23 protein-coding genes are annotated in these 25,242 nt (G+C 42.8%); 13 read left to right on the top strand and 10 right to left on the bottom strand.

What is annotated here, in order from left to right; translation table 11 throughout:
* Positions 1-375 precede the first annotated feature (375 nt).
* Both GPUN_RS10915 and GPUN_RS10920 read left to right on the top strand, forming a co-directional pair.
* Entirely contained in the window at positions 376-996 is a 621-nt protein-coding gene (locus GPUN_RS10915) for a LysE family translocator (protein WP_040520998.1), read from the top strand.
* A gap of 91 nt (positions 997-1,087) precedes the next feature.
* Positions 1,088-1,621: a gamma carbonic anhydrase family protein gene (locus GPUN_RS10920; protein WP_006006646.1), complete on the top strand. Its 534-nt coding sequence runs from the start codon at positions 1,088-1,090 to the stop codon at positions 1,619-1,621.
* A 70-nt stretch (positions 1,622-1,691) separates the two neighbouring features.
* On the opposite strand, the gene aroE is transcribed toward GPUN_RS10920, so the two are convergent.
* The 8 genes from aroE to GPUN_RS10960 all read right to left on the bottom strand — a co-directional run bounded on the left by aroE (position 1,692) and on the right by GPUN_RS10960 (position 8,937).
* Positions 1,692-2,522 carry a shikimate dehydrogenase gene (aroE, locus tag GPUN_RS10925; RefSeq protein WP_006006648.1) on the bottom strand — a complete coding sequence of 277 codons (831 nt, stop codon included), beginning with the start codon at positions 2,520-2,522 and terminating at the stop codon, positions 1,692-1,694.
* A gap of 122 nt (positions 2,523-2,644) precedes the next feature.
* On the bottom strand, positions 2,645-3,346 hold the full coding sequence (locus GPUN_RS10930) for an OmpW family outer membrane protein (protein ID WP_006006650.1): 702 nt from the start codon (positions 3,344-3,346) through the stop codon (positions 2,645-2,647).
* A gap of 173 nt (positions 3,347-3,519) precedes the next feature.
* Positions 3,520-4,539 (bottom strand): adenosine deaminase, encoded by a 1,020-nt coding sequence (locus GPUN_RS10935; RefSeq protein ID WP_006006652.1) that lies wholly within the window; start codon positions 4,537-4,539, stop codon positions 3,520-3,522.
* Between the two features lie 57 nt (positions 4,540-4,596).
* Positions 4,597-5,553 carry an oxygen-dependent coproporphyrinogen oxidase gene (gene hemF, locus GPUN_RS10940; RefSeq protein WP_006006654.1) on the bottom strand — a complete coding sequence of 319 codons (957 nt, stop codon included), beginning with the start codon at positions 5,551-5,553 and terminating at the stop codon, positions 4,597-4,599.
* Complete coding sequence (gene tsaC, locus GPUN_RS10945; RefSeq protein WP_006006656.1) at positions 5,550-6,122, bottom strand: L-threonylcarbamoyladenylate synthase type 1 TsaC; 573 nt, start codon at positions 6,120-6,122, stop codon at positions 5,550-5,552. Before tsaC ends, hemF begins: the two co-directional genes overlap by 4 nt.
* Positions 6,123-6,704: a DNA topoisomerase family protein gene (locus GPUN_RS10950; RefSeq protein WP_006006659.1), complete on the bottom strand. Its 582-nt coding sequence runs from the start codon at positions 6,702-6,704 to the stop codon at positions 6,123-6,125. It lies immediately after the preceding gene.
* A 50-nt stretch (positions 6,705-6,754) separates the two neighbouring features.
* Positions 6,755-7,897 carry a DNA-processing protein DprA gene (dprA, locus tag GPUN_RS10955; RefSeq protein ID WP_006006661.1) on the bottom strand — a complete coding sequence of 381 codons (1,143 nt, stop codon included), beginning with the start codon at positions 7,895-7,897 and terminating at the stop codon, positions 6,755-6,757.
* A gap of 140 nt (positions 7,898-8,037) precedes the next feature.
* On the bottom strand, positions 8,038-8,937 hold the full coding sequence (locus GPUN_RS10960; RefSeq protein WP_006006663.1) for a hypothetical protein: 900 nt from the start codon (positions 8,935-8,937) through the stop codon (positions 8,038-8,040).
* A gap of 266 nt (positions 8,938-9,203) precedes the next feature.
* On the opposite strand from GPUN_RS10960, the gene def reads away from it, so the two are divergent.
* The 4 genes from def to trkA all read left to right on the top strand — a co-directional run bounded on the left by def (position 9,204) and on the right by trkA (position 13,527).
* Positions 9,204-9,713: a peptide deformylase gene (gene def, locus GPUN_RS10970; RefSeq protein WP_006006666.1), complete on the top strand. Its 510-nt coding sequence runs from the start codon at positions 9,204-9,206 to the stop codon at positions 9,711-9,713.
* 25 nt (positions 9,714-9,738) lie between these two features.
* On the top strand, positions 9,739-10,704 hold the full coding sequence (gene fmt / locus GPUN_RS10975; protein WP_006006667.1) for a methionyl-tRNA formyltransferase: 966 nt from the start codon (positions 9,739-9,741) through the stop codon (positions 10,702-10,704).
* The gene (gene rsmB, locus GPUN_RS10980) at positions 10,701-12,089 is read left to right on the top strand and encodes a 16S rRNA (cytosine(967)-C(5))-methyltransferase RsmB (RefSeq protein ID WP_006006669.1); all 1,389 of its coding nucleotides are present in this window, start codon (positions 10,701-10,703) and stop codon (positions 12,087-12,089) included. Before fmt ends, rsmB begins: the two co-directional genes overlap by 4 nt.
* 61 nt (positions 12,090-12,150) lie before the next feature.
* Positions 12,151-13,527 (top strand): Trk system potassium transporter TrkA, encoded by a 1,377-nt coding sequence (trkA, locus tag GPUN_RS10985; RefSeq protein ID WP_006006670.1) that lies wholly within the window; start codon positions 12,151-12,153, stop codon positions 13,525-13,527.
* A gap of 30 nt (positions 13,528-13,557) precedes the next feature.
* Here the strand turns inward: trkA and GPUN_RS10990 are convergent, their stop codons facing one another.
* Complete coding sequence (locus tag GPUN_RS10990) at positions 13,558-15,009, bottom strand: TrkH family potassium uptake protein (protein ID WP_006006672.1); 1,452 nt, start codon at positions 15,007-15,009, stop codon at positions 13,558-13,560.
* 604 nt (positions 15,010-15,613) lie between these two features.
* Here GPUN_RS10990 and polA point away from each other — a divergent pair.
* Positions 15,614-18,397 carry a DNA polymerase I gene (gene polA / locus GPUN_RS10995; RefSeq protein WP_006006674.1) on the top strand — a complete coding sequence of 928 codons (2,784 nt, stop codon included), beginning with the start codon at positions 15,614-15,616 and terminating at the stop codon, positions 18,395-18,397.
* Between the two features lie 271 nt (positions 18,398-18,668).
* Here the strand turns inward: polA and yihA are convergent, their stop codons facing one another.
* On the bottom strand, positions 18,669-19,286 hold the full coding sequence (gene yihA / locus GPUN_RS11000; protein ID WP_006006676.1) for a ribosome biogenesis GTP-binding protein YihA/YsxC: 618 nt from the start codon (positions 19,284-19,286) through the stop codon (positions 18,669-18,671).
* 181 nt (positions 19,287-19,467) lie between these two features.
* Between yihA and GPUN_RS11005 the strand changes: the two genes are divergently transcribed.
* From GPUN_RS11005 to GPUN_RS11030, 6 genes are all read left to right on the top strand, one after another.
* The gene (locus GPUN_RS11005; protein ID WP_006006678.1) at positions 19,468-20,091 is read left to right on the top strand and encodes a c-type cytochrome; all 624 of its coding nucleotides are present in this window, start codon (positions 19,468-19,470) and stop codon (positions 20,089-20,091) included.
* A 470-nt stretch (positions 20,092-20,561) separates the two neighbouring features.
* A complete protein-coding gene (locus tag GPUN_RS11010) occupies positions 20,562-21,110 on the top strand; it encodes a GTPase-activating protein (RefSeq protein ID WP_006006680.1) in 549 nt (182 codons plus the stop codon).
* 9 nt (positions 21,111-21,119) lie between these two features.
* Positions 21,120-21,569, top strand: a complete 450-nt coding sequence (locus tag GPUN_RS11015; protein ID WP_006006682.1) for a DUF2489 domain-containing protein — start codon at positions 21,120-21,122, stop codon at positions 21,567-21,569.
* A 189-nt stretch (positions 21,570-21,758) separates the two neighbouring features.
* Positions 21,759-22,667, top strand: a complete 909-nt coding sequence (gene glyQ / locus GPUN_RS11020; protein ID WP_006006684.1) for a glycine--tRNA ligase subunit alpha — start codon at positions 21,759-21,761, stop codon at positions 22,665-22,667.
* Between the two features lie 2 nt (positions 22,668-22,669).
* On the top strand, positions 22,670-24,766 hold the full coding sequence (glyS, locus tag GPUN_RS11025) for a glycine--tRNA ligase subunit beta (RefSeq protein ID WP_006006686.1): 2,097 nt from the start codon (positions 22,670-22,672) through the stop codon (positions 24,764-24,766).
* Positions 24,767-24,786: 20 nt separating this feature from the next.
* Positions 24,787-25,239: an early set domain-containing protein gene (locus GPUN_RS11030; RefSeq protein WP_006006688.1), complete on the top strand. Its 453-nt coding sequence runs from the start codon at positions 24,787-24,789 to the stop codon at positions 25,237-25,239.
* Positions 25,240-25,242: the final 3 nt, after the last annotated feature.

The following is a 25,242-nucleotide window of genomic DNA, read 5'->3' on the forward strand; positions in this document are numbered from 1 at the left end:
ATTTTCTTGAAGTTTGTTGTTACAAATACATGCTTCAAAATCTTACATCGCGTCGTCTAAACAACACATAAATATTGACACTTCAGGCAACTGGTTTAGCCTATACTCTCTAAGCTTTTCCTTGTCTCCCCGAAGCGAGAGGCGCATTTTACATAGATAAATTATATGTACAAGCCAATTTTTAAATTAAGTGATTTTTTATATTCATTTGATTACTTTTGCATCGAATCGCTTAAAATATGGTTCTCTTTTAACAAATACGCTACATATAGCACGGTATAAGTTGTGTTGACGATTCTTAAGAATCCATTAATATTACGGTCTACCATCTATAATACTTGGGTTTAACACCCTTTAAGAAGAAAAATAGCCTTTATGCCAGACTTTACGGTTTTAGTGATTTTCATTCCTACATTCTTTCTAATCTCACTCACGCCTGGCATGTGTATGAGCTTGGCGATGACTTTAGGCATGACAATAGGGGTAAAAAAAACACTCTACATGATGGCGGGCGAGGTAATTGGTGTTGCCCTCGTGGCAATACTTGCAGTAATTGGTGTTGCTAGCATAATGATTCAATATCCCACAGCCTTCACTATATTTAAGGTGGTAGGTGGTCTATACCTTACTTATTTAGGGATTAAAATGTGGATAAGTAAAATTTACGTAGAGCTTGATACTGCTATTCCCCTAAGTAGTATTACCCCCATAAAACTTACCACGCAAGGGTTTGTTACTGCTGTAGCCAATCCGAAGGGATGGGCTTTTATGATTTCATTGCTTCCCCCCTTCTTAGATATTGCAAAACCATTGCCTATTCAACTCCTAGTGTTAGTATTTATTATTATGATAAGCGAATTAATTTGCATGCTACTTTACGCCAACGGCGGCAAATGGCTAAGACAGCTTTTGAATAAAAGCGACAAGGCCCAGTGGGTAAATCGAATTGGCGGTGGTTTGTTAGTACTCATCGGGGTTTGGTTGGCTTTTTCTTGAAAAGTACCTAATTATTGCGGTACAACTACGCATTTTAAAAGTCATCGCGCTGAATAATACTAATCATTTTTTTAATTTACCGAGACGATCCATGCCAATTACTGCATTTAAGAAAATTAGACCCACGTTTGATAACAGTGTCTATATAGACACTACCGCACTACTAGCAGGTGATATACACCTTGGCAGCGACAGCAGCATTTGGCCTTTAGTTGCTGCACGCGGCGACGTTAACGTTATTCGCATAGGCGCGCGCAGTAACATTCAAGACGGTAGCGTATTGCACGTAAGCCGCCCCACTAAGAAAAATGCAAACGGTTATCCCTTAATCATTGGAGACGATGTAACCGTGGGCCATAAATGCATGCTACATGGCTGCGTTATTGGCAATCGCGTATTGGTTGGCATGGGCGCAATTGTAATGGATGGCGTGGTAGTGGAAGATGACGTATTTATTGGCGCCGGTGCCTTAGTTACGCCAAACAAGCGACTGGAGAGCGGATTTTTATACGTTGGCAACCCAGCCATTAAAAAACGTGCGCTGCATGATCATGAAAAAACGTTTTTGACAGAATCGGCAAATAACTATGTGATGCTTAAAAACGAATATATGGACGAAGCTTAGATACATCGCTAGTCTTAACTGGTGCCCCGGCGCAATTTTACTGACACAGACGTGATTATTGGTCCTTTGGTCACTTATTCAAATCGCGCAAATGAAGGTAAACAGGCTCACAAGAGGGCCTCTGACCAAACCACAGGTAAAAACTTTGCGCCGCTTGGTTAACTAGCATCCCTAAACCATCAACAACCATTGTGCAGCCCAAACTAGTCGCTTTTTGCATAAACACTGTGGGCTTATTAAGATAGACCATGTCGTAAACACTTGGTTGGTTGGCAAAAACACTATCAGGTAAATCGGGTAGTTCATTTTGCAGACTCAAGGACGTTGCATTTATGACAATATCAAATGCCTGCATACTGGCACTGTCGTATAGTCTCGCTTTTGAGTTTGCATAGCGGTTAGTATGTCTGACTAACGCTTGCGCTTTATCTACACTTCTATTATAAATTGCAATGCTGTTAATACCGGCATCAAGCAACGCCGGTATTGCGCCCTTCGCTGCACCACCGGCACCAATCATCAATATGTTTGCTTTATTTACAGCAATATTATGTTGATGCAGGTCATTGACCAATCCTACACCATCGGTATTGTCACCTGTAAAGCCGTTATTTTGCCTTATAATCGTGTTAACCGCTCCTGCTCGCTTAGCTTGAGATGACAATGTGTCTACCCACTGCAATGCGTCAAGCTTAAAAGGCATGGTCACGTTAGCACCAATACAAGATATGTCGGCAAAGAACTGATCAGCCGATAAAGCAAAACCATCACTTGGTGCTAAGCGCTTTTGATATTGTAAAGGAAGATTGAATTGACTAGCAAACATAGAATGAATAATAGGTGATTTACTTTGCTCTATTGGGTTTCCAAATACACAGGCAATTGCGGGATATGTCGACAAGTGATAGTCCTTAAAAATGAGTCATGTCTAATGATACTCAAAAACACGAGACATTCCTAAAGGTAAAAAGCCCCGCGATGAATGCGAGGCCCTATAACTAGTTTTACTTCTACTTGTTTTAGTTAAAACTTGTAGCCAACTGAAATGGTGTAAACAAACGGATTGATGTCAACTGACTCAATTGAACCCAAATCTGCGCCATTTACTTTAAAGCTAGCGTCAGTTTCAAGGCCAATATAGCGCACCGACGCATTTAAGAAAATACCGTCAGCAATTTTATAATCAGCGCCAATTTGCGCCGCTAAGCCAAATGAGTTATCCAAACTTAAATCAGAAATAGTAGCGCCAATCGCGCCGTTTATGGACTCTGCGCTAGTGGTATTGAAATCTTCATCAAAAAAGATCGTGTAGTTTACGCCAAGACCAACGTAGGGCTGAAACGCAGCGCTTCCATGATTGAAGAAATAGTTCGCGGTTATCGTCGGGGGTAAATGTTTAGTTTTCCCCAAGTTTCCACCACTGGCTAAGTCTATTTTATGAGAGAAAGGGGTAGCAGCTAATACTTCTATATTCCAGCTGTCGCTTAAGAAGTACGCAACGTTTAGGCCAAGCTGTGTGTTGTCGTCAACGCTAACGCCGCCAACCACAGCTTCACCAATTTGAAAGTTATCGCCGCCAACCAAAATATTAGTGCTTGAATCATCTGGTGCAACGGTTGTGAAACCGGCACGAAATAGAATATCGCCGGCTTCATGGGCGAACGCATTTACGCTAGATAACGCTAGAGCAGAAACAAGGGCAGTGCAAAGTATAGTTTTTTTCATTACGTGCTCACTATATTAATTAAAGGGGAAACCAAAAATCTTGCGTCATATAGTAAAGTGCGTGGAAATAAAAATATTGATGTAGATTAATAGATGTTAACGACCTGCAATAAAATCGCTTAATTCATTGATCTATATCAAGTAAAATAGAGCATATTGCAAATAAGCAAATGTCAGTCGGTAGCAGTCAATGCCCGTATTTGAGCTAGCCAGTGCTGCTTTTGAGATTCAGGTAAAAAACTCGCCGTAAAGCTGTTGCACACTAGCTGCGCTAACGCTTGTTCAGATAGGGATAAATGATGAGCAAGCGCATGGAAATTGTCGTCTAAGTAGCCGCCAAAATAGGAAGGGTCATCAGAGTTAACAGTTACCAGCAAACCATCATCAAGCAACTGGATTATGTTATGCTGCGACATTTCATTCACCACGCGCAGTTTGAGGTTGCTAAGTGGGCAGACTGTTAAGGGAATCTGCTGCTCTTTTAAATAAGCCATTAGGCTTGAGTCTTCAATACTGCGAACACCGTGATCTATGCGATCAACTCTTAGTAATTCAAGCGCCTCCCATACATATTCAGGGGGGCCTTCTTCACCCGCATGCGCAACTAACTTAAAACCCAGTTCTTTAGCTTGGGCAAACACATGTGTAAATTTAGACGGTGGATTACCTAACTCAGAGCTGTCTAAGCCTACCGCCGTTATCATTGAATAATATGGACGCGCATCTGCTAAAGCTTCAAGAGCGCTTAACTCACTAAGGTGACGTAAGAATGACAAAATAAGATATACCGACATGCCAAATTCGGCCTTAGCTTTTTGGATAGCGCGCGCGAACCCTGGCATAAACACAGCGTAATCGATACCTCGTTGCGTGTGAGTTTGGGGATCAAACATAATCTCAGTATGCACAATATTTTGTTCATAGCATTTGCATAAATACGCCCACATAAGCGCAAAAAAATCGTCTTCGTCGCGCAATACATCGGCACCTTGGTAGTATAAATCCAGAAAATTCTGCAGATTCTCAAATTGATAAGCACTTTGTATGGCTTCAACATTCGCAAACGGCAATGCTATATTATGCTTTTGCGCTAAATCCCACATTAACTGAGGCTCTAAACTGCCCTCTATATGCAAGTGTAGTTCTGCTTTAGGCAGTGTGTGAATTAGGTGTTTAAGCCTTTTCGACATCATACTTGACGCTCCTATCAACTACTTATATACAAAAGTCACGTTTGTTCACAAAAAAGCTTACAAATTAAGCCAGTCTATCGGTTTAAGATACTGTTGAATTTTCCCTTCAGGCGACTCTGGCGACGGTTGATAATTATATTCCCACCGAGTAAGCGGTGGTAAAGACATGAGAATTGACTCAGTGCGCCCGCCGGTTTGCAAGCCAAACAAAGTGCCTCTATCGTATACTAGGTTAAACTCAACGTAGCGGCCGCGTCTGTATAATTGAAACTGACGCTCTCTTTCTGTAAAGGGTGTGTTCTTACGTTTTTCTACGATAGGGATATAGGCGTCTAAAAACCCGTTACCCACGCCTTGCATAAAGGAAAATGACTTATCGAAACCCCATTTGTTTAAATCGTCAAAGAACAAACCGCCCACGCCACGGGTCTCATTTCTGTGTTTTAAGAAAAAGTAATCATCGCACCACTTTTTATATTTCCCATATACCTCGTCACCAAACGGTGCACATACATCACACGATACTTTATGCCAATGCTTAGCGTCATCGGTAAACACATAAGAAGGCGTTAAGTCAAAGCCTCCCCCAAACCACCATATAGAAGGTTCACCTTCTTTTTGCGCCACAAAAAAACGTACGTTAGCATGGCTCGTGGGCACATAGGGGTTGTTAGGATGAATAACGAGAGACACTCCCATGGCCTGAAAACTGCGACCGGCGAGTTCAGGCCTTGCCGCGGTGGCAGAAGGTGGCATTTGATTCCCATGCACATGCGAAAAGTTAACGCCGCCTTGCTCAATGACACTGCCGCTGCGCATCACCCGCGAACGGCCGCCGCCGCCTTCTTCTCGTTCCCACTCGTCTTGTACAAAAGACCCGCTACCATCAGCTAAACAAAGCGTATCGCAAATGCTTTCTTGCAAATTCAGTAGAAAGGCTTTAACACTGTCTATTTGAGCTTGCGTGACAATATCGCTTGCACTAGGAGATGGTGTAGGATTCGTATCGCTCATGCACGTATGGTTTCCATGGTTAAACTGTGAAAAATTTTACTCGGTGATGTTTGTTCGCCTAAGGCCCCAGCAACTACAGGCAAGTCCTTGCCAAAATAGTCACGCACTTCCTGTTCGCTCTTCGCCGGCATTTCACCTGCAGGATTCGCGCTGGTAGAGACCAGGGGCTTGCCCAAATGCTGACACATTTGCACCACCAGCGGATGACGACTAATACGCACGGCAAGCATAGCAGAATCGCCGCTTATCCAGTCGGGTGTTTTCGGCGACTTCGGTAGTAACCAAGTAACAGGCCCAGGCCATGTTGCCAGGATTTGACTTTGTGCGCTTTGATCAAGTGTGTCAAACAGCACATAAGGCGCTATTTGCGAAAACTCGCTGGCAATCAATATCATGCCTTTTTCCACTTCACGGCTTTTAAGTGACAATATTTTATATACCGCCTCTTTATTAAGTGGGTCGCAGCCTAATCCAAATACCGCTTCGGTTGGATAAGCAAATACTTGGCCGTTAGCGTACCAAGTACTTAGTGTTTGTAGCACATCTTGTTTTAATAGTTGTGTTGTCATTTATTCGCTTTCATCTATAAGGTGCGCACAATCTGCATTGGCACATAAAAGTATTTTTTCACCCTTGGTTTTTACCAGCATAATATTGGCATTACACTGTGGGCACGATTTATCGACAGGCTCGTTGTTTAGCAGGTACTTACACTTTGGATAATTATCGCAGGCATAGAAGAACTTTCCAAATCGATTCTGTCTTTTTTGTATCATGCCTTTTTTACAGCTAGGGCAAGCTACAGAATTGTATTGTGCCTGAATCTGCTTTTGTTGATTAGTCGAAATAAAGTGACAACTTGGAAAGTTTGTACAGCCTATAAACATACCATAGCGGCCTTTTTTAACCGCAAGCGGCTCATTGCACTGCGGGCAATGACTATCCTGCATTACTTTTAAGGTGCTCACTTCGGTGCTAGTAAGCGATTTAGAATAATCACATGACGGGTATGTAGTACAGCCCAAAAAGCTTGATTTACCAACATGCTTTAGCTGCAAAGGCGCGCTACACTTTGGACAATCACCATATGCAACCTGGTTAGCCTGATGTGAAGAGTGCTCTGGAAATATAACGTCTTTTTTTTTAGACATTCGCGCTTTTATTCATAAGGTTTCTCTTATTTTTGTAGCATGTTGAGCATTTACTTCGCTTTCAATTTGACATAGCCTTGCGCAGTTGAGGTGATAAGCCCTCGCAGTTCGTACTCCAAGAGCTGAAGTAAGACCTCGTTGAGGGGCATAGCCGTGAGCATAACAATACTATCTATTGAGGTTGCAACATAATCAACACTATCTAACAATAGATCAGATGCCAAGTCCTCATGTGTTTTATTGTCGGCTTTTTTCGGTTGTTTGGCAATGCTAGGAATCTCATCCAATATATCTTGAATATCTTCGGTAAGTTTTGCGCCTTGTTTGATTAACCAGTGACAGCCATGCGCATTCGGATTATTAACATTGTTAGGTATTGCAAACACTTCCCTATTTTGTTCAATGGCGTATTTGGCGGTCACTAAGCTACCGCTTTTTATCTTTGCTTCCACCACCACAGTGCCTAAACTCATGCCACTAATAATGCGATTCCTGCGCGGAAACATGGTTGCGACTGGAAATGTGCCTAATAAAAACTCAGACACAAGCGCACCACTTTGTGCTACATCCATGTAAAGTTGTTTATGGCGTTTTGGATACACCACATCTACGCCGCATCCTAGTACACCTATGGTGGGTAAATTATTAGCTAAACTTGCCTGGTGACAGGCAGCGTCTATACCTAGCGCTAGACCACTGACACTTAGTGCACAAGTATGTTCTGCTAAATTTTGAATAAGATCGTGGGTGGTCTGCACAGCACTAAATGAGGCCTTACGACTGCCCACAAAGGCAATTTGCGGCTGCGACAGCAGCGCAATGTTGCCTGACACAAATAAGAACAGCGGCGGGCGTGATATTTGTTTTAACAGGGGTGGATAATCTTCACATTCAAGACTCACAAAATGATGTTGATCAGACTCGCAAATCCACGCTAGGGTCTGTGCCTTCTGTTTTGAAAGTGATTTGTTGTTAATAGACATAGCGTTGACTTGCTCACTGGACCATCCAATTGCGCTTAGCTGCGAGTGACTTTTTGTTAATAGTTGGCTTAAGCTACAGCTTAGTTTAGTCGCGCTGGTGGATAGGCGAATATAGCCAATTTGGGGAATATTGTTTAGCCTAAGCCAGTTGCTCACGAGAGCCTCGAGGGTGTTTTGTGATGTGTGAGGGGGATTAAATAAAGTAGACATGTGACTTTCCTTCCTTGGAATCATCAAAGTGATATAAATATGTATGCACTAGTGTGCTTGTAATTATGCTTGTTTAATCGTTGTAAAATACTTCGTAACTACAATAAAACCATCAATCAACTATTATCAGTTGCAATTAACTAAGGCTTCGCAATAATTTCGCCGCCCGTTAAATGAGTGTCAGTTTTAATTACCCACGCATAGCTAGCCTCTTCAAAGCTTTGAATGACCACAAGCTCGCCTACTTTAAACGCGGGTTGTTCAACGCGTTCGCCCGACGCAAGTATATCTAGCAAGCTGCTTTTTTTAGCATAGCGCGGGGCAGCTTTACTGATTACATCGGGGCCTTTTTGATAAATGCCAAACACGGTACCTGGCGATACCTGATTTTCACCCAGATTAACAATCACAACATCTTGCATGCTGATAAGCGAATTACCATTGATATTTTGCACAACTTCACCGACCTGATCTTGCGCAGGAGCAAGCCTTAAGTCATGCTCCTTTACCTTACTTTGCGGCTTTAGTTTGTCACCTTGCTTCGCTTCAAAAGTACTTAAGGTAAGACGCACAACTTGACGCTCATCAGACAAGATCTTACTCACTTCAGCGTTGCTTAGGTGACTAATTTGTAAACCAAGATTATTACCCTTACTGTCGAAAACTTCGCGCACCTTGCGCACAACCTGATAAGAGGCATTAGCGTCGGGCAGATTATGCGCTAGTACATAATCTTGGTTAGTAAAACGTGGGGTACCTAAATTATCACCCAGTAATGTTGGTAGCAGCGCGTACTGATGGGCATCTATCATAATGTCATTTTTTATGAAGGGCGATATCATTGACCACGGCAAAACAGAGATAGGATTAACTTTATTTGTCACACGACTTTGTGGGCTTAGCACCACAGAGGTTTTGACGTAAACCTTAGGGGCGTCCGATTTTATATTTAAGACGTCGGCAATTGCTAAACTCACATTAGTCCATATTAATGCTAAAAGTAGTGCTATTGTTCCAATTAATGCCGCACCATGTGTCATGTTTTAATTACCTTACAAGAATACAGATTCATATCTGGATTGAGTGTTGTATAATAGTTAATCGGTTTAAATCCTATAAAATTAAGCCCAATAAGCTTGAATTTGCGTTATTAGTCGCAAGTTCTACACCTAAGCAAGCGCTCAAGATTGAACGCGAGTGCAACGTGCTACCATTGCCATAGCATGTTAAGTTAATATGACATTTGGTAGATACGAATTGTGAACCAATGTTATAAATATTGATACTGACCCAAAGAGTAATTTTTATGTCCACATTAGAAGTATTAACCTTTCCCGATGAACGCTTGCGTACTGTGGCCAAACACGTGCCAGCGGTAGACAAAAGCATTCAAACTTTGGTAAAAGATATGTTTGAAACAATGAAGGAAGAAAAGGGAATTGGCCTTGCCGCTACGCAGGTTAACGTGCATAAGCGCGTAGTCGTAATGGATGTATCTTCCGATCAAAACGAGCCCTATGTGTTTATAAACCCTGAAATTATTGAAAAAAGCGGTTCAATCATAAGCGAGGAAGGCTGTTTGTCGGTTCCCGATAATTATGCAAAAGTAGATCGAGCCGAGTTTGTAAAAGTACAGGCGCTAAACGAAAAGGGCGAAAACTTTGAGCTTGAAGCCCATGGTTTGTTAGCAGTGTGTATTCAACACGAGCTTGATCATCTGCAGGGAAAGCTTTTTGTAGATTATTTATCGCCTTTAAAACGCGATCGCATTAAGAAAAAACTTGAAAAAGAAGCGCGCTTGGCCGCAAAAGATTAATCACTACGATCCATAAGGACTTACTTTGCGCATCATTTTTGCTGGTACACCCGATTTTGCAGCTTCGCATTTGCAAGCACTACTTGACGCCAAACATTCAATAATAGCGGTTTACACGCAGCCCGATAGGCCGGCAGGACGCGGAAAAAAAGTGGCTAGCAGCGCGGTTAAGACCCTCGCCCTAGCGCACAATTTACCTGTTTTTCAACCCGCATCGCTTAAAACACAAGAGGCGCATGAAGCGCTACGTGCATTAAATGCCGACCTTATGGTAGTAGTAGCTTATGGGCTTATATTGCCCGCTGAAATACTCAACGCACCTGTGCACGGCTGTATTAATGTGCATGGTTCAATATTGCCAAAGTGGCGAGGTGCCGCGCCCATTCAACGTGCCCTATGGGCAGGCGATAAAGAAACAGGCGTTACTATTATGCAAATGGACGAGGGCTTAGATACGGGCAATGTGTTATCAATTCACACAATTGATATAGCAAATGAAGATACCAGCGCGACACTTTATGACAAACTAGCTTCTTTGGGGCCTAAAGCCTTAGTAGAAAGTTTGGCCAAATTCACTCAACTTTCGGCGATAAAGCAAGATGATACGCGGGCAAGCTATGCGGCCAAATTAAGCAAAGCAGAAGCGTATCTAGATTGGCAAGTGCCAGCTCAACAGCTAGAACGTAATATTCGTGCATTTAACCCGTGGCCAGTGGCTTGGTTCACGCATCATGGCAAATCAATAAAAGTCTTTCAAGCACATGTCCGAGAAGTTGAAGATGCCATTCACTTATCTTTTACACCAGGAAAAGTTATTTCTTTTGATAGACATGGCTTGCAAATAGCCACCGGTAAAGATGTAATAGTTATCACTAAACTGCAGCTTGCAGGAAAAAAAGCGCAAGAGCTTGCAGATATTGTGAACGGCCAAGCTTCGTTGTTTTGTGCTGATGAAATACTAACTGCCACAGCGCCGGATTCAGACCAATGAAGCACCCCTTAGCCATTGACGTGAAAGCACTAAAAAGCACCGCCCCTAGTAAAGACTTACTGTTTATTAAACACCCTGTTAATAAGCGATCAGACGCAAGCTGGGTGCTTTTCCAAATATTAGAACACGGTCGTTCAGCTAGTGAAGTGATGCCAATAGCGTACGGCCGCTATGAGAAACCCCAAGAGCGGGCTTGGTTGCAGGAGATGGTATATGGTTGCTTACGCAATTTACCAGAGCTACAGGTCTGGCTTAGGCAGTTACTTAACAAGCCCCTTAAAAAGCAGCAAAAAATAATTGAGCATTTATTAATGCTGGGTATGTATCAGTTGGCCTATTCGCGCACCGCAGAGCACGCCGCTGTGTCAGAAACCGTTGACGCCTGCAAACAAATGAAAGAAATAGCCTTAAGCGGCTTAGTAAACGCTGTGCTGCGGCGCTTTCAACGCGAAAATATTGAGCAACAAGTGCACCAACAGGCGCACATAAACCTTGGCTTACCAAAGTGGTTATACAAGGCTTTAGTTACACACTACGGCGAAAGCCATGATATTGCGCAGCTTGCGAAACAAATGCATACTCGCGCCCCCTTATGGCTAAGAGTAAACACTCAAAACAATACGCTAACAAAACTTGAAGCGAAACTTCAAGGGGCGGATTACAGCGTTGAACGTGTTGCAAATAACACACTTAAGATCAGCAATGCGGGTGAAATTCTCAGCATTCCTGGATTTGCAGAAGGTCACTTCGCAATACAAGATTTAGCTGCTCAACAAGCAGCGCGCATTCTTGATACGCAACAAGGTGATATCGTCTTAGACTGCTGCGCCGCGCCTGGCGGAAAGTCAGCCAGCATTTTAGAACACCAGCCACGTCTAGGCCATTTATATATGCTTGACGCTGACGAAAAACGTATGCAGCGGGTGCATGAAAACTTTGAACGCCTAGGCCACAGTTTACGCTTCAATGAGCGACTGAGCTTTGTTGTACAAAATGCGGCGTACTTGAGCGAAAATAGCGACTTACCTAAATTTGACAGAATTCTACTAGATGCACCTTGTTCAGCTACCGGCGTTATCCGCAAGCACCCTGATATAATGTGGCTGAGAAAACCTAACGATATTAACGTGCTGGTAGACTTACAAAAACAAATACTAGCAAGCGCGTGGCAAACATTAAAGTCAGGCGGCACATTGGTGTACGCCACCTGTTCTATACTGCCGCAAGAAAATATCCAACAAATTGAAGATTTTCTTGCCACCCATAATGACGCTACACTCGAACCCATAACAACACATAAAAATGAAACCTTGAGCAATTGGCAAATTTTACCCGGCCAAGACGACATGGACGGTTTTTTCTATGCCAAGCTTCGCAAAGCATGAGCACGATTGCAAAGTTGCACTGTGCTATCAGTAGAATTAGTGCGTGACTACATAGGCTAATATGAAAATAATTATTATTGGTGCAGGCCAAGTGGGTGGAACCTTAGCTGAGAATTTAGCGGGTGAGAAAAATGAAATTACGATTATCGACTCTGACCAAAATATACTGTCTAATTTACAAGACCGTTTAGACATACAAATAGTGTGTGGTATTGGTTCGCATCCTGACATCCTCAAAAAAGCTGGCGCGCAAGACGCCGACATGCTTATTGCGGTTACCAATAGCGATGAAAGCAACATGATGGCCTGTCAAGTAGCACACAGCTTATTCAGAACGCCCACTAAAATTGCTAGAGTACGCTCAGAACAATACATTATTTATCAAGAACAGCTGTTTCAACATAAAGAAATACCGGTCGACCATTTAATTGCCCCAGAGCAATTGGTGACTGCGGCCATAAAGCGCTTGATAGATTACCCAGGTGCACTTCAGGTGGTTGAGTTTGCCGACGGACGAGCAAGTTTAGTCGCCGTAAAGGCTTACTACGGCGGCTTATTAGTCGGACATGCACTGTCTGCACTTAAAGAGCATATGCCAAATGTAGATACGCGTGTTGCCGCAATTTATCGGCGCGGGCGTCCTATTCGCCCTCTAGGTTCAACTGTTATAGAAGCCGACGACGAAGTATTCTTTATTGCCGATACCAAACATATTCGCGCAGTAATGAGTGAACTACAAAAACTAGAAGCCAGCTATAAACGCATTATGATTGCCGGCGGCGGATTAATAGGCGCCGGTTTAGCCAAAAAACTCGGCGACAAGCACAACGTTAAGCTTATTGAATATGACAGCGAACGCGCCAACTATTTGTCAAGCACGCTCGATAACGTCATTGTATTTCATGGCGATGCCTCAGACGCGAGCTTGCTTAGTGAAGAAGGCGTTGAACGCGTAGACGCGTTTATTGCGGTCACCAACGACGACGAAGCAAATATAATGTCGGCGATGCTGGCAAAGCGAATGGGCGCGGCCAAAGCGATGGTGCTAATTCAGCGTAATGCTTACGTAGATTTAGTGCAAGGCGGTGATATCGACATTGCATTCTCGCCGCAGCAGGCAACCATTTCGGCCCTGCTTACGCATATTCGCCGCGGCGATATTGTGAATGTGCATTCACTTAGGCGCGGCGCGGCCGAGGCAATTGAAGCTATAGCCCACGGCGACGAAAAAACGTCAAAAGTAGTGGGCAAGCAGATTAAGGATATTAAGCTACCCCCTGGCACCACCATTGGTGCGGTTGTGCGCGCCGACGAAGTGCTTATTGCCCACAGTGATACCGTTATTGCGGCGAACGACCACGTTATTTTATTTTTAGTAGATAAAAAGTTTATTGGCGCTGTTGAAAAGCTGTTTCAGCCTAGCGCGCTGTTTTTTTAGTACGTTTGCAGCAAGCTCATCTAGTGAGCACTAACTCCGCCAGAATGCAGGCGAGAACAAGACAAGGAGCGAGAATATCTCAAGCCTGCCAAACAGCATTGCGGTCATTAGTAGCCACTTTCCAGCGTCTGAGACCTGAGCATAGGTGCCGGCAACAGAGCCTAAGCCGGGGCCAAGGTTATTCAGCGCCGCGGCGGTGGCTGAGAACGCGGTAATATTATCAAGCCCGGTACCGATTAGTCCTATCATGATAACCACGAACACCACCGCATAGGCTGCAAAAAAGCCCCACACAGCTTCAACCACACGGCTGGGAATAGCTCTTTCGCCTAGCTTAACTGAGTACACCGCTTTTGGGTGAATAAGCCTGTCTACTTCACGTTTGCCCTGAATAAACAGCAGTAGTACCCGAATGACTTTTAAGCCACCTGCGGTTGAGCCCGCACAGCCACCGATAAAGCTTGAGAATATAAGCAGTATTGGTAGAAATGAAGGCCATGCCGAAAAGTCTGTTGTGGTAAACCCGGCGGTAGCGCTTATAGATACGGCTTGAAACAGTGCTTGGTCAAGTGTGACCTCAGCTGAATCGTAAACAGAATATTTAACCAAAACCAAAAAACAGATGGTAACAAGCACGAATTGAATGGTGAAAAAAGCTTTACACTCGGGATCTTTAAAATAATTACGAATGTTTCTGCCACTTACTGCAGAGTAATGCAATGAGAAATTAAGAGCAGAGATCCATAAAAATACCACGCATATAATATTGACCGCAGTACTATTAAAGTGCCCTATATTGGCATCGTAATTTGAAAATCCACCGATTGCTATAGTGCTAAAGGCATGGCAAACGGCATCAAACAAGTTCATTCCAGCTAGCCAGTATGCAAAGCTACAGGCTACCGTTAACGACAAGTAAATGTACCAAAGGTGTTTAGCGGTGTCGGCTATACGCGGTGTCATTTTGGAATCTTTAACTGGACCTGGAATTTCAGCCCTATACAGCTGCATTCCGCCTACCCCCAAAATTGGCAGGATGGCCACCGCTAAGACAATAATGCCCATACCGCCTAGCCACTGTAGTTGAGCACGATAGAACAATACCGCTTTTGGCATAAAATCTAAGCCTTCGATAACGGTGGCGCCGGTGGTGGTTAGGCTAGAAAATGATTCAAATAAGGAGTCGGTAATACTCATTTGCGGTTGGTCGAGTAAAGCAAATGGCAAAGAGCCAAAGGTGGCCAGTACCGTCCAAAACAGCACCACAATTAAAAAGCCTTCTTTGGCTCGAAGATCGGCTTTTTCTTGGCGATGAGGGTACCAAAACGCTAAGCCAGTTATTAAGGTGAATATAAACGCAACTACAAAGGCAAGGCCACCGCCGTCACCGTATATAAGAGAAACGAGTGCAGGTGGCAGCATGGTGACACTAAAAAGTGAAACCAATAAGCCCAAAATTCTGATGATCGTGCCGTATTGCACCTACTGCGCACTCCGTTTTAACATGTTACTGTTCTTGCCTTTTATCAGTATTGTATTCCTTTGCCGTAATAATTACAGTGCTTTGCTTGATATATTTTGCGACGCTTTATATTTACGTACCGAAGTGGTGAATAGCGATAGTACAATACACGAGTATTAATCAAACATAGTGCCAAATCCTAATATTTATTTATAAGTCATTGAAGAAATTAAATAAAAAAAATAAGCGATAATTTCACTTGGCAAAAACAAAATGTGTGCTAAATTGTTTACGTAAGTGATGCAAAATCATTTAGTGTTTACTTTTTTGAAGCGCAACAATTAGCGTAATAAAAAATAAAATGAAGTAAAGCAAAATAGATAGAAACTAGCCAAGCTAGTTACAGCAACACAATAATAAAGAATATGGAAATACAGATAACCTGCTCGTTTCATTCCAAATCTTATCCTACCCAGTACTTTTTTTATGATAAAAAAGGTAGTTCCACTGTGCACTTAGAATGTGTTATTCACAAAGTTATCCACATAAAAAATTAGCAGATTAATCGTTTTAACGATTACTTTCAATAGCTTACAATCTTATATTTTAAACAGAGGCTTTATTATGCACAATGACAATGAATCACCGTTGGTACTCGTCGATGGTTCTTCTTATCTGTTTAGAGCTTTTCATGGCATGCCCCCACTAACAAACTCAAAAGGCGCAGATACCGGCGCGATTTACGGCGTAGTTAATATGCTGCGATCTTTGGTAAAAGACTATAAGCCTACCCATATGGTAGTGGTGTTTGACGCCAAGGGCAAAACCTTCAGAGATGACATTTACCCTGAGTATAAAGCCAATCGTGCCGCCATGCCCGATGAACTAAGAGGCCAAATTGCGCCTTTGCACAAAATAGTAAAGGCAATGGGTTTTACCATGATAGTGCAGCCTGGCGTTGAAGCTGACGACGTTATTGGCACGCTAGCTCGACAAGCGTCACAAGCTGGCATATCTTGCGTCATTAGCACAGGTGACAAAGATATGGCGCAGTTAGTAGACAAACACGTAACGCTTATTAACACCATGACACGCACCACCATGGATATAGACGGTGTGCTTGAAAAGTTTGGCGTGCCGGCTGACCTTATTATCGATTTTCTTGGCCTTAAGGGTGACAAAGTCGACAACATCCCTGGTGTGCCGGGTGTAGGTGACAAAAGCGCCGTCGCGATGTTAAACGGCATAGGCGGCGTGAAAGCTATATATGAAAATTTAGATAAAATTGCTGAGCTCGACTTTCGCGGCGCTAAAACCATGGCAAAAAAGATGGAGCAATATAAAGAACAAGCTTTGCTTTCGTATCAACTTGCCACTATTGACACCGAATTGCCCTTAAACTTAGAGCTGTCTTCTTTTACCATTGATGAAATGGATAAGCCGCTGCTGCGCGAAATGTTTACTGAATTAGAATTTAAACGCTGGTTAGGTGAAGTAAGCGACGCCGACACCCTTAAACAAGTGGCCGGCAAACAAAACAACAACGATAATATAGTATCGGGCAGCGAAGTTTCTGCCACCGCGCCTATCGACACCAGCCAGTACCACACCATTTTTAGCGAGGAAGACCTAAGCGCATTAGTTGACAAAATAAACAGCAGCGACTTTTACGCCATGGACACGGAAACCACCAGTGTTGATTACATGCAGGCTGACATAGTGGGTTTATCATTTGCTTTCGCAGACGACTCAGCTTATTACGTTCCCGTTGCACATGATTACCCAGGCGCACCTGCGCAGCTTGATCGAGACTATGTGTTACAAGTCTTAAAGCCGTTAATAGAAGACACCGCGCCCAAGAAGATTGGCCAGCACATCAAGTACGACAAAAATGTACTGGCAAACTACAATATACACCTCCACGGCATACTGTGTGACACCATGCTGGCAAGCTATGTGTTAAACAGTACCGCTACCCGTCACAATATGGATAGTTTATCACTGAAATATTTGGGCCACAAAACCATAGGCTTTGAAGAAATAGCGGGGAAAGGCGCAAAGCAACTTACCTTTAATCAAATTGAACTAGAGCTTGCTGCTAAATATGCCGCTGAAGACGCCGACATCACTCTACGCTTGTATTTGACGCTCAAAACATTGCTTGAAGCACAAAGTGGGCTCTCAGATTTACTCAATGATATAGAAATTCCACTGTCAAGTATTTTGGCAACCATGGAGCAAACAGGCGTTTATATTGATTCGCAAAAGCTTGGACAACAAAGCCAAGATCTCGCCAAGCGCATTATGGAGCTTGAAAACCAAGTCCACGAACTTGCGGGTGAAAGTTTCAATTTAGGCTCTACAAAACAGCTGCAGCATATTTTGTTTGAAAAACTGGCGCTGCCAGTCAAGAAAAAAACGCCTAAAGGCGCGCCCTCTACATCAGAAGAAGTGTTGCAAGAACTTGCCCTAGAATATGAACTCCCCGCATTAATTATGCAGTTTAGAGGACTCATCAAACTTAAAAATACCTACACCGACAAGCTACCACGGATGATCAACCATCGCACCAATCGCGTGCATACGTCTTATCATCAGGCCGTTACTGCCACAGGCAGGCTGTCTTCAAGCGATCCAAATTTACAAAATATTCCTATTCGCACACCAGAAGGTCGCTTGGTTAGACAAGCTTTTGTTGCTCGCAGCGGCTATAAAATAGTCGCGGCAGATTATTCTCAAATTGAACTGCGCATTATGGCGCATTTAAGCAAAGATAAAGGCTTGCTAGACGCGTTCTCTAAAGGTTTAGACGTGCACAAAGCAACCGCCGCAGAGGTGTTTGGTGAATCACTTGACGCGGTCACCGATAATCAAAGACGCAGCGCAAAGGCAATCAACTTTGGGCTTATTTACGGCATGTCAGCCTTTGGTTTAGCCAAACAATTGGGCATTCCTCGCTACGATGCTCAAAATTACATGGATAAATATTTTGACCGCTACCCCCGCGTGCTGACCTACATGGAATCTACCCGTAAAGGCGCAAAAGAAACGGGCTATGTAACAACCGTATTTAACCGGCGCTTATATTTGCCTGACATTAATGCCACCAATGGCCTACGCCGAGCAGGTGCTGAGCGCGCTGCAATAAACGCGCCAATGCAGGGCACCGCAGCCGATATTATTAAAATTGCGATGATTGCGGTAAGCGATTGGATAAAAGATTTAGACGAACCATCGCACGTTATCATGATAATGCAGGTTCACGATGAACTAGTATTTGAAATTAAAGAAGATAAAGTCGCAGAGTATGTTGAAAAAATAAATAAGCTTATGGAAAACTGCGTAAAACTTGATGTACCATTAGTGGTAGAGGCAGGCGTTGGCGATAACTGGGATGAAGCTCACTAATAAGATCACTTAAGAGTATGGCCGTCATAGCGATTTTACTAGTAGTGTTAGCCAAAGCGCGATGCAGTGCAGTGCAGCCTTGACAATAAAGCAGTAAGTGCGAACAAATGCTAATTTTATTTTTTAATTATCTGGGAACTTTTAGTATGGCAAGACGCTCATAGTAGTGTGTGTTGTTTTTCCCTGAGAATTGCCCCGCTTTGTGTGTGAACGGGGCATTTTTTTTAACCTTCTGCATATTCCTTATTTTGTAAGCTTTCTTGGTAACCGTTTACTCTCTTACAGCAGACTTATTTGGTATTTGAAGCCACTGAGATACTTTGCTTTCAACCTCCAAAAGACCTAATCCGTTGAGCGATGAAAATACGTTGACGGTAACATCGCCATTAAAAGCAATACAGGCTTCACGCACCATTAACAACTGGCTATTACGCTTACCCGATTTCAATTTATCGGCTTTGGTCAAAAGGATTAACACAGGCAAATTTGCACTTACCGCCCAATATACCAGATCTTGATCAAGATCTTTTAGAGGATGTCGTATATCCATCAACACAACCAGACCCTTTAGACATTCTCGTTTTTGCAAATACTCTCCTAGAGACTTTTGCCATTTCAGCTTCATCTCTAAGGGGACTTTTGCGTAACCATAGCCAGGAAGGTCAACAAGTCTTCGTTCATTGTCTAACTCAAATATATTAATTAATTGAGTACGCCCAGGTGTTTTACTGGTACGCGCTAGATTTTTCTGACGCGTTAAGCGATTAAGCGCGCTAGACTTACCTGCGTTTGAACGACCGGCAAAGGCAACTTCACCGCCCTTAAACGGGTCGAGGTGAGAGATATCAGGAGCACTGGTGAGAAATTTTGCAAGGGTAAAATAAGACATAAGTAATAAAACAAGTTAAATAAAGACTAAACAGGCGTTAAGTTTACACCTAAAGCATAAATTTGTTTGATGTAAATCCATAGTATTATGAAGGAAATGTTTTTTTAGAGCATTATTTGTGTAAAATATCGGGCTATCACAACTGGTGATCAGTTAAACCTCACTTTTAGAGAGCGTAAGTATGAAAAAATATTGTTTAATCTTAGCTTTATTCGTAGCCACCACCGCTATGGTGCAAGCAAAGGGCGACGCAGAAGCTGGAAAAACAAAGATGTTAGTGTGCGCAGCATGTCACGGCACTGACGGCAACAGCGTTATCCCTATGAATCCAAAACTAGCCGGTCAGCATCAAGGTTATTTGGTCAAGCAACTTCAAGAATTTAAGCTCGCATCGCAAACAGGCGGTAAAGAAGGACGCAACAACGCTATTATGAATGGTCAAGCGATGATGCTTAGTGAGCAAGACATGTACGATCTTTCTGCTTATTTCTCAAGTCAAGATCTAAAAATTGGTGAAACGCCAGAAGATGTTATTGCACGCGGTGAAGCACTTTACCGCGGCGGCGACTCTGCACGTGGTATTGCAGCTTGTATTGCATGTCACGGCGGTGATGGTAAAGGGATGAACCTTGCTGGGTTTCCCGTTATTGGTGGCCAACACGCTACCTACACTAAAACGCAGCTTGAAATGTTTCGGTCAGGGGAGCGTCATAATGATTTAAACGGTATGATGCGTGGCGTAGCGGTAAAACTAACAGACGAAGATATTTCTGTGCTTTCTCAATATTTAGAAGGTCTTTATTAATTTATTTGTAAAATTATTGTTAAAAATGTTGTAAATAATATTTATATGGGTATTATCACCTCACTTGCAAAGCAAGACAAAGACCATAAGAGTTAAGTCTAAAGCTTATTAAGTAATACTAAAAAATAATAATGCGTAAGGGAAGACCGAAAACAAGTTCGCTATCTTGCTAATAACAATAAAAAGAAAGCGTAGCATTGAACATAGCACATGAGGTGCTAATACGGGAGAGGTGTCTTAAGACGCTCATTCAATAAAGGTGATAACTTCGGTTATCGCCTTTTTTCTTGTTCGTTTTTTAAGCAATGCACTTATAATTAGTTATTCTTTTGAAAGTCCGTTTAAAACCCACACTCATTAACGAACACATTCTTTGTTGTATTGCTTGGCGTAAGGTATAATCAGCGAAAACCTATTCAAACTTACAACTAATCACTTAACATGCTAAGGCGTGTTAAATCGAGAATACAATGCCACGAAAAAAATCTAGAACTGAAGACCGTATTGCTATACCAAAGTCTAAAGTGCCACGCATAAACACCACGGTTGAAAAACCAAAAACTAAATCAGGTAATAAATCAGGTACCCGTCAGCAACTCGCTGAAGCGATACTCGCATCTAACAAAAAACGCAGTCAAGACCCGCGTTCAGGCAGTAAAAAGCCTATTGATTTAGCAAAGTATGCAAAAGATGGTCAAGATCCACTTAGCACTCACGGCAAAATAACGTCTAATCTTAGCGCCACTGAAAATATAAAATATAAAACGCCACAGGCCGAGTTAAACGCGATCGAAGCCGATAAAGAGCTTGAAGGTTTGCTCGAAAAACAAGAGGGAGAGATCTTGACCTCCTGGGAGCTGGCCTATGTTGACAAAATGACAGCACGATACCGAGTACTTTGCGAACTACTGGGCATAGACGTTGACGACTACAGCGAAGATGAGCTTAATGAAAATAAAAAAGAAGATGATCCATTTGCTAATTTAGACGCAATAAAGATTGATGATTTTAAGGATTAATCTTTTTATATGACTATAAATATAATTTTAGTAACAGCGGGCGTCGTTGTCATTGTCGGATTAGCGGTATATGCGTTTCGGTTAATGTCACAGGTGAAATCTCAGCAAGACAAACAGCAGGCAGTGCGCATGAAACGCGTTGCGTCAATGCAGTCGTCTATTCATACAATCGCATTTGCGATGCAACAACAGCAGTGCGATTTATCAGAAGGGGTTATTCGTATTTGTAGACTTCTTGAAGCCATGCCCGTAGTTCCGCATCCTGACTATGCCAAAGAGTTTCCACACACCCACGAACTGTTTGAAAAAGTCAAAACTTATCCAACTCACGAAGCACGTTCTTTATTAACTAAAGCGCAACGACGAGAGCAAGACAAGGAACGCCAAGAAATCGAAAGTCAGTTAGAGAGTAAAATCCTTACAGAAACTGAAGCATTACGCAAACTCGAAGTCGCCTAAACAATATCGGCGGCAATTCGCGCGTTTCACCTCTTTTACGCCTGCATTTGGCCATTTGCTGCTTAGCAGAATGTTTCAAATCGCGGTATATTCGCGTATTCCTCGATATTACTACGATTATACGTAATAATACTCACCGTTTATTTTATACTATTTAAGCAACTACTAAGGCTAAAGACTGTTAAGGCTATGCAAAACTACGATTTAAACACCTTCCAAGGGTTAATTTTGGCACTACAAGATTATTGGGCACAGCAAGGCTGCGTCATTATACAACCCTTAGATATGGAAGTGGGTGCTGGCACCTTTCACCCTATGACGTTTTTACGCTCATTGGGTCCTGAACCGATGAACAGCGCTTATGTGCAGCCATGCCGACGACCTAACGACGGCCGCTACGGCGAAAACCCTAACCGTTTACAGCATTACTATCAGTTCCAAGTAATGATGAAGCCCTCTCCGAGCAATCTTCAAGAACTGTATTTAGGCTCATTAAAAATGCTTGGTTTTGACCCTTTAGTGCACGATATTCGTTTTGTTGAAGATAACTGGGAGTCACCTACCTTAGGCGCGTGGGGTTTAGGCTGGGAAATTTGGCTAAACGGCATGGAAGTTACACAGTTCACCTATTTTCAGCAGGTTGGCGGCATTGAGTGCAAACCAGTTACCGGAGAAATCACCTACGGACTTGAACGTTTGGCTATGTACATGCAGGGCGTTGACAGTATTTACGACCTAGTCTGGACGCAAGGACCTTATGGCAAAGTAACTTACGGCGATGTTTTTTTACAAAACGAAAAAGAGCAGTCTACCTACAATTTCGAATATGCCGATGTAGGCTTCATGTTCACCACCTTTGATGAATGTGAAAAGGCCAGTAAATTGCTGATTGAGAAAAAGCTTCCCCTGCCTGCTTATGAACAGGTAATGAAAGCCTCGCACGCATTCAACATGCTCGATGCTCGCCATGCAATTTCGGTAACTGAGCGCCAAGGTTATATTCTACGCGTAAGAACACTGGCAAAGGCCTGCGCGCAAATGTATTTTGAGACCCGCGAAGCTTTGGGTTTTCCATTGTGCAAGTCTCAGGAGCTATAACCATGACCGACATAAAAACACATACTTTGTTGGTTGAATTAGGCTGTGAAGAACTCCCCCCTAAATCTCTCAAACAATTGTCGGATAGTTTCGCCGCGAATTTAGCGCAAGAACTTAACAAATTAGGCTTTGCCTTTAAAGAGTGTATTCCATTTGGTGCACCGCGCCGATTAGCCGCAGCATTCACATATTGTGCCCGCAAGCAAAGTGACAAACAGGTAGATAAGCGCGGACCTGCGGTGTCTGTAGCCTTTGACAGCGAAGGTAAAGCAACTCCTGCAGCATTAGGCTGGGCCAAAGGCAATGGTATTACAATTAATCAAGCCCAGCGCCTCAAGACCGATAAGGGAGAATGGCTTGTTTACAAAGCGCTTGTGCCGGGTCAAAGCCTCGATACACTATTACAAGGCGCCTTGGAGCGGACAGTCAAACAACTGCCAATTCCAAAAGCAATGCGCTGGGGAAGCAGTGATATTGAATTTATACGCCCCGTGCACACTTTGTGTGTAATGTATGGTCATGAAGTGCTTAACTTAAGTCTGCTAGGTCTTGAGTCTAGCAACATAGTATCAGGGCACCGATTCCATGGCGATCATGTCGTCAGTTTGGACCATGCAGACAAATATGTGTTACTAATGAAGCAACAGTTTGTGCTAGTTGACTACAACAGCAGAATGCGCGCTATTGAAGATCAGTTAATTGCGCAATCTACTGCATTAAACTTAACACCGGATTACGATAATGCGCTACTTGAGGAAATATCGTCATTAGTGGAGTGGCCTGTGGTACTTCAAGCTGAATTTGAACCCGCTTTTTTAGAGGTACCCAAAGAAGCTTTAATATATACAATGAAGGACGACCAAAAATATGTACCTTTGCTAGATACAAAAGGTCAACTGTCGTCTATTTTCCTGTTTGTGTCCAACATTGAAAGCAAAGATCCTGCGCAAATTGTGGCGGGTAACGAAAAAGTTATTCGCCCAAGGCTGTCAGATGCAAAGTTCTTTTTTGATGCGGATAAAAAAACCACGCTTGCAGATAAAGCCCGTAAGCTAAACACTATTTTGTTTCAAAAAGAACTGGGAACAGTGGCTGAGAAATCTGCTCGTGTAATGCAAATAACGCAAGCCATTGGCGCACTTATTCACGCTAGTGAGCAAGACCTCAACGATGCTGCGCGCGCTGCTACCTTAGCCAAAGCTGATCTAGTCAGCAATATGGTCATGGAATTTCCGAGTGTTCAAGGGGTGATGGGCTACTACTATGCCTTGCACGATGGTGAAAATGAAAATGTAGCCAACGCGATTAAAGAACAATACTTGCCTCGTTTTGCTGGCGACGAACTTCCTCAAACCACTGCAGGCATGCTAGTGTCATTAGCTGAGAAATTGGATACCTTAGTGGGTATTTTTGGCATAAACAAATTACCAAAAGGTGACAAAGACCCCTTCGCATTACGCAGAAGCGCCATTGGTATCTTACGCATCCTTCTGTCGTTTAATATTAATGTAAGCTTAAGCGAAATTGTGAGCAAAGTGGCTGGCTTATTTGGTAATAAGCTCAGTAATAAAAAGGTTGAAGCACAAGTGGTAGCGTTTCTACTTGACCGTCTAAAACCTTTTTACGCCGACTTAAACATTAACGCCGACATTGTAAGCTCGGTACTGTCAAGCGAGACCAAGCAGTCCCTTAGCGATATTAACCAACGTGTAATGGCGGTAACAGAATTTGCAAAGACCGATGTTGCTGAAAGCTTGGTAAAAGCAAACAAGCGAGTAGCTAATATTCTGGATAAGAACGGCATAAATTTGGATAACATTGCAAACATAAACCAAACATTGTTTGAAGAACAAGAAGAACGGGCTTTATATGCGAACTATGCAGCCGTTATGGAAAATTTACCGCAGCTTGTTGAGCAAAGTAACTACACCGAAGTACTCACCCAGCTTTCGTCGCTCAAAACTAGCCTAGACGATTTCTTTGATAAGGTCATGATTATGGCTGACAATGAAGCCGTTAAAGCGAATCGCATTGCGCTGATTTCGCATATTCGTAAGCAGTTCTTATCGGTTGCCGACATTTCGGTATTAAACTTTTAAATAATGAGAAAACAACTGTAATGTATGCAAGATTAATAAAATTCACCGCGGTACTTATAGCCCTTCAGGTGCTGACAGGCTGTGTTTCATCAGGCTCTTCTGACTTTCTTGAACAAGCAGAGCAAAAAGATTATTCAAATATGTATTTGCGCGGCGTATTTAACTGGTGGGAAGTAGATGAAGCTTTTAAGCTAGTGCAAAGTAGCAACGGTAGTTATGCAGTGTCTATAGAGCTTATTGCAGATGGACAACCTTACGACTTTAAAGTAGCAGACAATAGCTGGAGCATGCCTTTAAACTGCGGCAGTGAATTCGACGCAGTGCCTATAGAACTGAACAAAGCAGTTGAGTTGATGTGCACAAGCGACTCACTTAACCTTAAATTCACACCCGCCCAAACCGCCATGTATCGATTTATTTTAGATATTTATAACAACAGTGAACCTAAACTTGTAATAGAAAAAATGGATTGAATA

The sequence above is a fragment of the Glaciecola punicea ACAM 611 genome (assembly GCF_000252165.1).
In the GTDB taxonomy this organism is placed as follows: domain Bacteria; phylum Pseudomonadota; class Gammaproteobacteria; order Enterobacterales; family Alteromonadaceae; genus Glaciecola; species Glaciecola punicea.